The organism is Priestia megaterium (assembly GCF_046599315.1).
Taxonomy (GTDB): domain Bacteria; phylum Bacillota; class Bacilli; order Bacillales; family Bacillaceae_H; genus Priestia; species Priestia megaterium_F.
In genome coordinates, this window is record NZ_JBKIKC010000001.1 from 1,050,861 (window position 1) to 1,063,293 (window position 12,433).

The 12,433-nt window shown below is 38.3% G+C and carries 13 protein-coding genes; 3 read left to right on the forward strand and 10 right to left on the reverse strand.

Annotated features, from left to right (window positions below; genetic code table 11):
* Position 1 precedes the first annotated feature (1 nt).
* From ACLHDF_RS05725 to ACLHDF_RS05740, 4 genes are all read right to left on the reverse strand, one after another.
* Positions 2-883, reverse strand: a complete 882-nt coding sequence (locus ACLHDF_RS05725) for a 2-dehydropantoate 2-reductase (RefSeq protein ID WP_413917986.1) — start codon at positions 881-883, stop codon at positions 2-4.
* 158 nt (positions 884-1,041) lie between these two features.
* Positions 1,042-2,583: an acyl-CoA carboxylase subunit beta gene (locus ACLHDF_RS05730; protein WP_413917987.1), complete on the reverse strand. Its 1,542-nt coding sequence runs from the start codon at positions 2,581-2,583 to the stop codon at positions 1,042-1,044.
* 19 nt (positions 2,584-2,602) lie between these two features.
* Positions 2,603-2,815, reverse strand: a complete 213-nt coding sequence (locus ACLHDF_RS05735; protein ID WP_013058971.1) for a biotin/lipoyl-containing protein — start codon at positions 2,813-2,815, stop codon at positions 2,603-2,605.
* Complete coding sequence (locus tag ACLHDF_RS05740; protein ID WP_413917988.1) at positions 2,812-4,164, reverse strand: acetyl/propionyl/methylcrotonyl-CoA carboxylase subunit alpha; 1,353 nt, start codon at positions 4,162-4,164, stop codon at positions 2,812-2,814. Before ACLHDF_RS05740 ends, ACLHDF_RS05735 begins: the two co-directional genes overlap by 4 nt.
* Before the next feature lie 314 nt (positions 4,165-4,478).
* On the opposite strand from ACLHDF_RS05740, the gene ACLHDF_RS05745 reads away from it, so the two are divergent.
* Positions 4,479-4,949, forward strand: coding sequence for an N-acetyltransferase (locus tag ACLHDF_RS05745; RefSeq protein ID WP_413917989.1), 471 nt, complete (start codon positions 4,479-4,481; stop codon positions 4,947-4,949).
* An 82-nt stretch (positions 4,950-5,031) separates the two neighbouring features.
* On the opposite strand, the gene ACLHDF_RS05750 is transcribed toward ACLHDF_RS05745, so the two are convergent.
* The 4 genes from ACLHDF_RS05750 to ACLHDF_RS05765 all read right to left on the reverse strand — a co-directional run bounded on the left by ACLHDF_RS05750 (position 5,032) and on the right by ACLHDF_RS05765 (position 7,508).
* Positions 5,032-5,634, reverse strand: coding sequence for an RsfA family transcriptional regulator (locus tag ACLHDF_RS05750; RefSeq protein WP_028411482.1), 603 nt, complete (start codon positions 5,632-5,634; stop codon positions 5,032-5,034).
* A gap of 178 nt (positions 5,635-5,812) precedes the next feature.
* Complete coding sequence (locus tag ACLHDF_RS05755) at positions 5,813-6,580, reverse strand: enoyl-CoA hydratase/isomerase family protein (RefSeq protein ID WP_413917990.1); 768 nt, start codon at positions 6,578-6,580, stop codon at positions 5,813-5,815.
* A 170-nt stretch (positions 6,581-6,750) separates the two neighbouring features.
* Positions 6,751-6,924, reverse strand: coding sequence for a 50S ribosomal protein L32 (rpmF, locus tag ACLHDF_RS05760; RefSeq protein ID WP_013058976.1), 174 nt, complete (start codon positions 6,922-6,924; stop codon positions 6,751-6,753).
* A 65-nt stretch (positions 6,925-6,989) separates the two neighbouring features.
* Positions 6,990-7,508 carry a YceD family protein gene (locus ACLHDF_RS05765; protein ID WP_413917991.1) on the reverse strand — a complete coding sequence of 173 codons (519 nt, stop codon included), beginning with the start codon at positions 7,506-7,508 and terminating at the stop codon, positions 6,990-6,992.
* 178 nt (positions 7,509-7,686) lie between these two features.
* Between ACLHDF_RS05765 and ACLHDF_RS05770 the strand changes: the two genes are divergently transcribed.
* A complete protein-coding gene (locus ACLHDF_RS05770; RefSeq protein ID WP_413917992.1) occupies positions 7,687-8,886 on the forward strand; it encodes a nucleotidyltransferase in 1,200 nt (399 codons plus the stop codon).
* 27 nt (positions 8,887-8,913) lie between these two features.
* Here ACLHDF_RS05770 and ACLHDF_RS05775 read toward each other — a convergent pair whose 3' ends face one another.
* Entirely contained in the window at positions 8,914-9,930 is a 1,017-nt protein-coding gene (locus ACLHDF_RS05775; RefSeq protein ID WP_413917993.1) for a SepM family pheromone-processing serine protease, read from the reverse strand.
* Entirely contained in the window at positions 9,920-10,717 is a 798-nt protein-coding gene (locus ACLHDF_RS05780) for a patatin-like phospholipase family protein (RefSeq protein ID WP_413917994.1), read from the reverse strand. The genes ACLHDF_RS05775 and ACLHDF_RS05780 overlap by 11 nt, the downstream gene beginning before the upstream one ends.
* A 465-nt stretch (positions 10,718-11,182) precedes the next feature.
* Between ACLHDF_RS05780 and ylbJ the strand changes: the two genes are divergently transcribed.
* The gene (gene ylbJ / locus ACLHDF_RS05785) at positions 11,183-12,391 is read left to right on the forward strand and encodes a sporulation integral membrane protein YlbJ (RefSeq protein WP_413917995.1); all 1,209 of its coding nucleotides are present in this window, start codon (positions 11,183-11,185) and stop codon (positions 12,389-12,391) included.
* Positions 12,392-12,433 lie beyond the last annotated feature (42 nt).

Consider the following 12,433-nt stretch of genomic DNA (forward strand, 5'->3'; position numbering starts at 1 on the left):
GTTAATCACCCTTTTCTTCTTCGATTCCTTTTATTGACCGATATAAAAAGTCAACAATAGGCGTCGATGTTCTTTTTTCAGCAGCTTGTGTTTGAATATAACCTAAAATCGCATCAATTTCTGTTTGCCGCCCCTCCTGTATATCTTTTAGCATAGAAGATTGATTTGTGCTCGTGTGCGAACAAACCCTCAGCGCATTTTCCCAATAATTAAAAGTTGAATCCAGTTTCAACACGTCCGCAATCTCTTCAAACAATAGACGCATCGTTTTATAAAAGTAGCTGTTTTGAATCAACTGTCCATTTTCCACGTGATACAACGCGGTCAAAGGATTGATGAGTGCATTTACAACTAATTTCTTTACCAACATCGCATACCAATCTGATTCCATCACCCATGGAAAATTTACAATCGGTAAGATTGATTCCATTTCTCCTCTGTACGAAGCAATCCGGGTTGTTCCTATTCCTGTGTGATAGACGCTGCACATATTTGTACGCATTGCCCCGTGTTCAACTGTACCCAAATAGAGAGTGCGCTGCGGAAGATTTTTGAGAATTTCAATATGGCTCATACCGTTTTGGATAAACAAAAGGGGAGTATGTATAGTAAGGGTTTTGAGAAAAGGAATAATCTCTTTTAAATGATACTGTTTTACAGTAACAATGATTAAGTCTGCTTCTTTTACGTTCTTTTCCAAAGGGATAGCACTGACTTTTTTAGTTTGACGTTCTCCTTGTCTATGTAAGGTAATTCCATTTCCGCTAATACACTCTGCTTGAGTCCGTGTTTTCGTGTACAAGGTTACATCATAACAATCTGATAAATACGCACTAAACAACAGACCTAATGATCCGCCTCCAATAATACCTATAGTTTTCATCGTATTTTTTGTTCCTCTTTCTATTATTGAATTTCATTTTAGCAAAAATATGCTTGTAATTAAATGCATTCTTTAAATTTCACCTATGCATATAGCCCGTGTGATTAAACATCACCGGGCTTACTGTAGATTATTTATAGTGATCCCGTTTTTTTCTATTATACGGGATACACCGGATGTTTACGACGGCTAAAGGTTACGTTCTTTGTTTCATATAATTGAAAGCGGTCAATCAAAGTTCGACGCAGTTCGTTAGCAGGAACGATGTCGTCAATAATAAGTTCAGAAGCCAGCGTATAGATATCGATATGTTCTTTATACTCCTGCTGCTTCTGTTTCACAAACATAAACCGCTCTTTCGGATCCTCAATTTCATTAATTTTATTAGAATAGACAGCATTTACCGCAGCTTCAGGACCCATTACGGCAATTTGAGCAGTAGGCAATGCAATGCAGCAATCCGGTTCAAAAGCTGGACCAGCCATAGCGTAAAGTCCTGCGCCATAAGCTTTGCGCATGACTACAGAAATTTTTGGCACTGTGGCTGAACTCATCGCTGCAATTAATTTTGCTCCATGTCTAATAATACCTGCTCTTTCTACTTTAGTCCCAATCATAAATCCAGGTACGTCGGCTAAAAATAGGAGAGGAATATGGAATGCATCGCACAGTTGAATAAATTTTGCTCCTTTATCTGCTGAATCTACAAACAGCACTCCTCCTTTGACCTTCGGCTGATTGGCAACAATCCCTACTACTTTTCCATCTATTCGTGCAAGTCCTGTTACTAATTCAGCGGCAAACAGTTTTTTCACTTCAAAAAAGCTCCCCTCGTCAATAAGGGTATCAATTGCTTCATAGATATCAAACGGAACATTTTGATTCTCTGGAATTAGTTCTACTAACTCCTTTGTCTGCTTAGGCTCTTTAGATTCTTGTACTTTAGGCTTTTCTTGATAGTTTTGCGGAAAATACGTTAAATAAGATTTGGCATATGAAATAGCTTCTTCTTCAGAATAAGCCAATACATCTCCACACCCGCTAACGCTGCAGTGCATATGCGCTCCTCCCATTTCCTCTAGCGTAACCTTTTCACCAATAACAGCTTCAGCCATACGCGGTGATCCTAAATACATAGAGGCATTTCCATCTACCATTACAACAATATCGCAAAATGCGGGAATATAAGCCCCTCCAGCTGCTGAAGGTCCGAAGAGCAAACAAATTTGAGGAATGACGCCGGAAAGTTTTACTTGGTTGTGAAAAATCCGTCCAGCTCCTCTGCGGTTTGGAAACATATCTAATTGATCTGTAATACGAGCTCCAGCAGAATCCACTAGATACAGCAAAGGCACATGTAGTTTTTCTGCTACTTCTTGAATCCGAATAATTTTCTCTACTGTTCTTGCTCCCCAAGACCCTGCTTTTACAGTAGAATCATTAGCCATTACACAAACTGTTTCACCGTTTACTTTTCCAATTGCGGTTATAACGCCGTCTGCTGGCAACCCTTCGGCCTTATTATTCGCAAACATGCCGTCCTCTTCATATTTCCCGTTATCAAATAAAAGGGCTAATCGTTCTCTTACAAAAAGCTTCTTTTGCTTTGCAAGTTTCTCTTTGTACTTCTCCGCGTTGCCACGCTCTATTTTTTGACGATTTTCATCATATTTTTTTTGAGATTCACCTGTATGTATCATGATATCTCTCCTTTATGAGTTATGAAATAGTCACCAAAACGTCGCCTTCGTTAACAAAATCTCCTACGGCTATATGGACAGTCTCTGCAATACCAGCTTGATCGCTTTCGATAGGAATTTCCATTTTCATAGATTCTAACACAACAACAACTTCCCCTTTTGCTACACTTGCTCCTTGCTGAACAAACACATTAAATACCATGCCTGCCATTGTCGCTTTGATTTCACTCATTGTGGTGCTCCTCCTTTATTTAGTACTGTTGATAATAACGATGTGTTATAGGTGCCTTTTTCATATAACTCTTCATTTAACAGCTGCTTAAACAGCGGAATATTTGTTTTGATTCCCTCTACGGCAGCTTCTGTAAAATATGATTTAGCTAATTCAATTGCATTTGAACGCGTACGACCAGTAATGATAACTTTTGCAATCATCGGATCATAAAAAGGTGTAACCGCATTCATATTACTGTAGCCGCTATCTACTCGTGCATAAGTTCGCTCCGGTAAGTGATAAGCTGTAATTTTTCCCGGAGCCGGTAAAAAAGTAAACGGATCTTCTGCATAAATTCGAAATTCAATAGCGTAGTTATTTGCTGTTATTTCCTCCTGCACACGAGGAAGCTTTTCACCACGCGCAGCTAAGATTTGCCACTTAACTAAATCGACCTCTGCAATTTGCTCGGTGATCGGATGCTCAACTTGCAGCCGCGTGTTCATTTCAAGAAAATAAAAATTTTCGTCTTCATCCACGATAAATTCTACCGTACCCGCGTTATAGTAGCCGATTGCTTTAGCTGCTTGAACGGCTTGGTTTTGCATAGCTTGTCGCGTACTTTCTTTTAAAGAAAGCGCAGGGGCTTCTTCAATCACTTTTTGATTTCTTCTTTGTACAGAACAATCTCGTTCAAAAAGATGAACAACATTACCGTGCTGATCTCCAAACACCTGTACTTCGATATGTCTTGCGTTTGTGATAAGCTTTTCAATAAACATTCCCTCATGACCAAAATATGCTTTTGCTCTTGCTTTTGTGGAGGAATAAACCTGTTTTACTGCGTCTTCGTTATCACAGCGCACCATCCCAATTCCTCCGCCTCCTCCACTTGCTTTTAACATAACCGGATATCCAATTACACCCGCTACTTTACAAGCTTCTTCAACTGACGTCACATCTCCTTCGCTCCCGGGGACAACAGGTACACCCGCTTCTTTCATCGCAGCACGGGCAGCAATTTTGTCGCCCATCATCGAAATGATTTTGGGAGAAGGACCGATAAAACAAAAACCTTCATCAATCGCTCTTTTAGCAAATGCACTATTTTCTGATAAAAAACCATATCCAGGGTGAATCGCGTCTACTTTTTCTTCATGACTAATTCGCAGCAGTTCTTCCACATTTAAATATGATTTTTGTACAGGAGGTTCTCCAATTCGACGTGCTTTTGTAGCCGCTTGAACATAAGGAAGTTCTGCATCCGCATCGGAATAGACAGCCACCGTTTCAATGCCCATTTGTTTGCATGTATGAATAATACGAAGAGCAATTTCTCCTCGATTTGCAATCAGTATTTTTTTCACATTTCTCTCCCCTTTCCTCAAATTTCTACTTTCACCCATATAATTCTACAATAATTTTAAAACTCCTCTACATTTTTTGAAAACGCTTTCTATTTGAATTCTCCTGCTCTTTCGCTTTCTTTCTAAAAAAGTGATGCTTATAGTAATGTATTCTTCCTATTTAAACGAAAGAATTAATTTTTCTTTATGCGCATTGAATATTCGTTCACCAATCACAAAAACAGAATATTTTGTATTTTTGTTATATAATATTAGATGAACGAGACAAGTCATTTCGTTCATCTAGCAAGGAGACATAACAAGGGGGATATGGGATGAATTACGAAGTGAAACATTTAAAAATTAACTTTAAAACGCTAGAAGAGTTCAAGAAATTCAAAGAATATGGCATTCAGGAACTTTCAATGCTAGAAGAATTACATGCCAAGATTTCCGATAATGAAATCAATTCTCCGTTTTACGGTATTTATTTTGGAAATAGCTTAGTAGCTCGCATGAGTCTCTATAAGCGAAACAAACAGTACGATCAATATTTCGACCCTCCTCAAACGTATATTGAAGTGTGGAAACTTGAAGTACTCAACGATTTCCAGCGCAAAGGATTAGGTCAAACGCTCGTTGAGTATGCAAAATCTTTTCAATTACCTATCAAAACAAGTCCACGAGTAAAATCGAGCGATTTTTGGTCAAAAATGGGTTTCGTACCTGTGACGTATGATATTGATCGTGATTTAGGAGAAAACCCTCTCATTTGGCTACCAAACGGTGTAAGCGAACAAAAATAAACAGCTGATTTCCAGCTGTTTATTTTATATCTATGTGGTATATATGATCAACATGAAGATAGGGAGTATTTAAACTATCGCTTTACTTTTGAACTTTTTCTAAATTTAAATTTTTATCCACTTGAAATTTCACTTTTCTACTTTTTTCATCCTCTTTTAATACAACCATTTTACGAGCCCTCTCCATAATTTCGATAAGAGCTTTATAGTCATCTTCCACAATTAACAAGTTGTTTTGCAAAGCTTTTTTTTCTTTTTCCAAAATCGTTACTTTCTCTTGTAAACGTTCAATCTTTTGCTGCAGTTCTTCATTAGCTTCGAGAAGCTCAGACGAGTGTTTCTGCCCTTGGTCTACATTTTCTAAATACTTAATTACCTCGTTAAGCGAAATATGTTTCTCTGCTTCCATATATGATAAGCGTGCAGGCTGCTCGTCATCTTTTGAAACAGTTCTTGCTTTTAATTCTTTTCTCTGTTTTTTCGCAAGATCAATACCAGTCTTGTATTGTTTGCGCACAAAAGAATTCCAGCGGAAGCCACAAGCTGCTGATGTTCGTGTAAGTTTCTTCCCCACTTCTTCAAATGCAGCTAGCTGAGTGCCACCTTCACGTATATGACGCAGTACAATTTCTGCGAGTAATAAATCTTCATCATGAGTCCATGCATCTTGACGAGAAGAAGTCATTTTTCTATCCCTCCTTATCCGTACTTATTAAATGAATATGCACCTACTAGATAAGATAGACTATTGTTCCTCTTCTCAACCAAGAAAATCTTTCATATAGTTTGAAGCTGGACCGGAAAGTAGTGATTCTTCCATCTTTCACTTATTAACTATATTGTTATGAAAATGAAGTTCATAACTATGTTTTTTTAACCATGACCTTTTGAACCGCTTCTTCATGCTCAGGGGACTCCCACAAAATCGAACAGCTATGAATTTCTTGTTCCATTCGATTCCACACCCGGCTTTGCTCCCATTTCTCAATAGCGACTTCTTTGTAAGCTTGCAATACCTGGGTCGATTTATGAGTAATAGGCGCTAACCACTCCTCACACCTCATAGTTAGCTCTTTAAACGACGTAACATAAGAAAGAAATCCAATTTGCTTGGCTCGTTCTACTCCATACAGCTGAGCACTGTAGATCATTTCCATCGCTTCTTGATAACGCAGCTTTTCAAGCAGAATTGTTCCGCCTCCCCAACCTGTTGTAATTCCTAAATTCCCTTGAACAAAGCCCATTTGGCTATGTGTTGCACTTATACGGAAGTCACATGCAATCGCAAGCTCACACCCTCCCCCAACCGATGTTCCATTCAGAAGGGCAACTGTTGGTTTTGGGAGTGTTAAGATCTCATAAAGAATTTTCCCCATTTTCATTAACATTTGAGACGCCTCTTTAGAAGTCTTTAGCTCATGAAATACGCTCAAATCTCCTCCGCTACAAAATGCGTCTGAACCAGCACCTGTAATTACAAAAGCTTTTACTAACTGATTATGTTTCACGTAATCTACAGCTTGCTGCAATTCATTCATAACATCATAATCAATGGCATTACGCTTCTCAGGACGATTAATTACAAACGTAGCAATGCCTTGGCTTGTAGTGAACAGCTCGCTTTTTTTCATGCTTTTTCCTCCTTATAGACAAGTTATGAACCCTTATACAACAGTTAGTTGTTTATGTAAAAAGAGTTCTGGTTCTATAAGAAAAATCCTTCTCTTCCAAACGTCAGAGAAGAAGAAAAGGCAAAAAAAATAAAAGACCCTATAAGAGGATCTTTTATTTAAATAAGCAATTATTTGCTTACTACGTCATTTCCTTTGTAAGTACCACAAGCTTTACATACGCGGTGTGATAGTTTCATTTCACCACAATTTGGGCACTCTACCATACCAGGAACTTGTAATTTAAAGTGCGTACGACGCGTTCTTTTCTTCATTTTAGATGTTCTTCTAAAAGGTACAGCCATTATTCCCACCTCCTTAAAAGAGTTTTAAAATCATATGAAGGCCCGAAAGCCGGATCTTCGCATTTTTATTTCTTTTTGTCTTTAAAGAAATTTTCGAGTACGGCTAAGCGGGGATCTACTTTTTCCTGCTGTTCTTCTTCGGTAACAACTTCCCAATCTTTTCCTGACTGTGGAGCTGCTCCTGCCGCTTGCTGATTTTCACTAAATACCTGCAGAGGAATTTCAACAATAATTAACTCTTGAATCAAAGGTTGTAAATCAACCGTTTCTCCCTCTACAACGCGTACTTCAGCGTCTTCTTCATAATCAGCATTCACATTCAATAAAAACGTTTCAGTTGCGTTAATTTCAAACGGATAAGGCACGTCAACTAATGTACGAGCACAAGGCAACGTCATTTCTCCTGAAATTTTAAGGTGAAACGTTACTTTCGAAGAGCTAATATCGGCTCTTCCCTTCACGTTTACATCTGACATTTTACGAATTTGAGGGTCAGCATTCCTAAACTCTTTGCCGTCAATCACTTCGTCAAATGTTAGACCTTTATTTTGCAACTGATACAATTGATGTATTGTCCATTTCATTGTTAATCACCTCAAGGCAACAAAGGTTATTATAGCTTTCACAAGATTATTTGTCAATATTTTTTCTTTACACTATAATGTACTTAAATATGCTTTTTTGTAAAAATTTCTTACTTTCATAAAAAATGTTTTTAAAACAAAGAGCTAGACTAAAAATAATAAATTAAAAGGAGACATTATGCAAGCAGTTGGAATAATTGTCGAATATAATCCTTTTCATAACGGACACGCCTATCATTTGCAGCAAGCGAAACAACAAGCTGAAGTAGATTGTGTGATTGCTGTGATGAGCGGCCACTTTTTGCAGCGCGGAGAACCTGCTCTTGTATCAAAATGGTCCCGCACACGAATGGCTCTAGCCGCTGGGGCAGACTTAGTCATTGAATTACCTTATGCTTTTTCTACTCAAAAAGCTGAAACATTCGCAAGTGGCGCTATTTCTATTTTAGAATCACTTTACGCTGACTTCCTATGCTTTGGCAGCGAAAATGGCAATATTGACTCATTTACCCGGACCGCTGATTTGCTCAAAACTCATGAAACAGAATTATCCGTTTTAATTCAACAAGAAATGAAAAAAGGAAACAGTTATCCAAAAGCAGCTTCCAATGCTTTTTTACAGCTTTTCACGGAGGCTCCTATTGATTTATCTCAGCCAAATAATGTGCTTGGAATGAGCTATGTAGCTGCCATAAAAAAACAGCATGCATCTATTAAACCATATACAATTACCCGAATTCAATCACATTATCACGATGATTCACTGTCTTCATCTTTTATTTCAAGCGCTACAAGCATACGTAAAGCTATTTTTGACAGCCGCAGCCACGGGGACCTGAGCAAGCACATGCCAGTTAGTACGGCAAATGAATTAGCAGCTTACAAGCAAGCATACGGGCAATTTCACCATTGGGAGCATTATTTCCCGTTTTTGAAATACAAATTATTAACTACTCCACTTGATGACTTACAGCGTATTTATGAAATAGAAGAAGGCATTGAACATCGGCTGCTAGCTTACATTTCTTCATCTACTTCATTTGAAGATTTTTTAACAAATGTTAAAACGAAGCGATATACGAGAACTCGTTTACAGCGCATGTGCGTTCACCTTTTAACCAATACAACAAAAAGTGAGATGCACCAGGCAGAACCTTATATACGCTTACTAGGGATGTCAAAGACGGGACAAGCCTATTTAAAAACAATTAAGAAAAAGCTGTCCCTTCCTATTGTATCCACTGTATCACAATGTAAACTAAAAGAAATCAATACCGATATTAAAGCGACAAATGTTTATAGTATGCCATTCCAGGAACCTCTGCGCTCTCAGTTTATGAAACAAGAATATACGCAGCCGCCTATCATTTGGCCATAAAAAAATCGTCTCTTGGAGACGATTTTTTTATGGTTTCAGCTTTTCTAAATATGTTACGGCATCCGAAAATGAATCTACGGGTACAATTTTCATATCACTGTTTATTTTTTTAGCCGTCTTCACTGCTTCTCGGTAGTTAGAGCCCGCAGCCCCTTTTTCATTTGGTGCAAAGAAAATCTCCGCTCCTTCTTTATCTGCGGCTACAATTTTTTGCGAAATCCCTCCGATTGGTCCGACTTCCCCTTTATCATTGATAGTCCCTGTACCTGCAACGCGGTGGCCTTTTGTCATATCTTCTTTAACAAGCTGATTATAAATTTCAAGCGAGAACATCAGTCCTGCTGAAGGCCCTCCTATTTTTTCAGTATCAATATGTATATCGGGCTTAACTTTTAATTCTTGGTTCGTTTCTAAGGCAATTCCTAGACCTACTCGCTTAGGCTCGTCAGGAAAAGCTTTAACTTTTAGAGTATGCTTGCTTTCTTTACCATCTCTCTTTACATAAATTGATACTGAATCTCCTGCTTTTTTAGTCGATACGTAGTTGATTAACTCCTCAGCAGTTTGAATTTTTTTCTCATCTACTTTTGTCACTACATCTCCAACATGAAGTTTTCCATATGCAGACATGTTTTCTACAACATATGTAACATATACGCCTTTATTATGATAGGAAACGCTCTTTCCAGCTGCTTCATACGCTACTGAAATCGCGGCGTTTTTTGACGTATCCATCATATGTAATTGCCTTGTCGAGTAATCTTCATCGCTTTCACCTTGCTGCAGAATTTGCTTTGTAGGGAAAATTTCATGAAAGTCCTGTATTTTCGCAAGACCATATGAAAGGGGAGTTGCTCTGCCCATTCTGACAGTTGTAAGCATAAACGTCCCTTTTTCGTGGTATCCACCTTCTACTTTAATAATAGGAGCTAGCTCTTCTGCCATTCCAGGCTTTGTAATGTAGTACGGCAACGGATAGAAACAAAGCATTGCCACCACTGCAATAACAGCCAAATATACTAAAATTCTAATTCTAGATTTCACTTTTTTTGTTCTCCTTCCAATGATCAATTGCTTGTAGAATAGAAGGCAACTGCTCATGTGCTGCTTGTTCACCAATCGAAATCATTTCTTGAATGTTTGTAAACGCCCTGGAACTAAAGGTATCGAGATTAGGGCGAATCATAATGTCTGAAGCTATGGTCCGATGAGCTACTAGCTCATCTTGCAAAATATCTAAACTTTGCATAATAACATCAAAAATGGAGCTGATTTCTGCATTTACTTTTGCTTTTGATACATCGACTCCAATGACAATATCCGATCCCATTTCTTTTACAACCGATACAGGAATACGGTCCACCACCCCGCCGTCTACAAGTAATCGTCCATCAATTACTTCAGGAGCAAAGATCCCTGGAATTGAAATGCTCGCTCTCACCGCTTCAGCGATAGGTCCTTTTTTAAACACCACTTTCTCTCCTGTTTTCAAATCTGTGGCTACAATGGCAAACGGTATAGATAACTGTTCAATGTTTCGATTTTGCGTAAAGGTGCGAACCAACGATTTTACTCTGTTGCCCGTAATAAACCCCATTTTAGGTACGGTGAAATCCAAATAATACTTTCGCTTAAACGTTAGCGCCATTTTATAAAGAGTTGCTAATTCAATCCCTGACGCATATAGTGCACCAACTAAAGCTCCCATGCTGCTGCCAGCTAAAAAATGAATAGGAATGTTATTTTCTGTTAGCGTTTTAATTACTCCTAAATGTGCAAAACCTCTAGCTCCGCCTGAGCCTAACGCAACTCCTATTTTTGGGCTTTCCACTTTATCTGCCCCCTCGTTTTACCTTATAGACTTCTAAAAATGTAAAAACATTTGATGAGCTTCTCTATCATTGTTGCCCGGTCTTCAGCAGGACTATTCTTTATTTTCTATTTGTTCATTTAGTATGAAGCTAAAGATATGTTTTACTCACCCCACCGTGGTTATTAAGCATTATACTATACTGAAGGTTGTTTTAAGAAATTCTTACTCTTCTCTTACTGCTTATACGTTTTTCACTCCTTGAATGTCCTAACAGCGCGTTGATTTATGTATATGAATTCTACTTTCAAATGTGCCAAGACGCCCTTTTATTCAGCATGAATTTATTTTCTCCTTACTCATAGGCATAAAGTCGATGCATAGCTTCGTATATTGATATATAGAAGAACTTGTACATTTGCCTAAAACTCCTCATTTCATTCATATCAAAATGACGTGAGCTTAGAAAAGGAGATGAATCGTTCGTTGAATAAATCGATGGTGAAAACACTTATGCTCGGGACGAGCGTAACACTTCTCGCTATTGCGCTTATTGTATATCCAAAAGAAGCGCTAGAAGGTTCAGTAAGAGGTCTCAACACATGGTGGAAGGTCGTGTTTCCTTCTTTGCTTCCCTTTTTTATCGTTTCAGAAATGCTTATTGGGTTTGGCGTAGTGAAGTTCATTGGAATCTTATTAGAGCCGTTTATGAGGCCTTTATTCCGAGTCCCTGGAGTAGGAGGATTTGCTTTAGCAATGGGCATGGCCTCTGGATTTCCTTCAGGTGCAAAAATTACTTCTCGGCTCCGCCAAGAAAAGCAGCTAACAGCTATTGAAGCTGAAAGACTAGTATCATTTACTAACTCATCTAACCCTATTTTTATTTTTGGAGCCGTGGCAGTTGGTTTTTTTCACAATCCAGCTGTCGGTATCATATTAGCTCTTTCTCATTATATAGGGAATATTTGTGTAGGACTGGTGATGCGGTTTTATGGATCTGCAAAACCTAAAGGACAATTAACTCAAAAGCCTTCTTTATCGTTAGCTTTTCATGAAATGCATAAAACACGATTAAAAGATAAGCGTCCTATCGGAAAACTTCTAGGAGATGCGGTTACGTCTGCTGTTCAATCTCTCTTAATGATTGGTGGCTTTATCATTTTATTTTCTGTATTAAACAAACTTTTATATGTTACTCATATCACGGCTATTTTAAGCAGCGGTTTAGCTTATTTATTTTCTCTTTGTCATATAGGGACTGAACTGAGCCTTCCCTTTATTTCAGGGCTTTTTGAAATTACGCTAGGAAGCCGCCTAGCAAGTGAAGCGCCAGATACGCTGCTGTTTCATCAAATTATTATTGTTAGCTTTGTATTAGGATTCAGCGGTTTTTCCGTTCAAGCTCAAGTGGCCAGCATACTCGCTGAAACAGATATTCGATTTTTTCCGTTTTTTATTGCGCGAATTTTTCACGGCTGTTTTGCAGTGGTATTCACTATCTTCCTATGGGGCCCTCTTCGGGAATCCATTACTACTTTTCAAGCATCTGAAGGAACACTGCCGGTTTTTTCTCACTTAGAATCCGTTACGATTCTATCGCAGTGGCTAAATGCTTACGGACCGCTCTTAACAATTTTTACGCTTTGCTGCTATATTTATCTATATTCAAAGCGAACGTTTCTTCATCGTTCCTAGTAAAAAAGAACGTGCACCTTTTCCTTATCAGTAAAGGAAGCG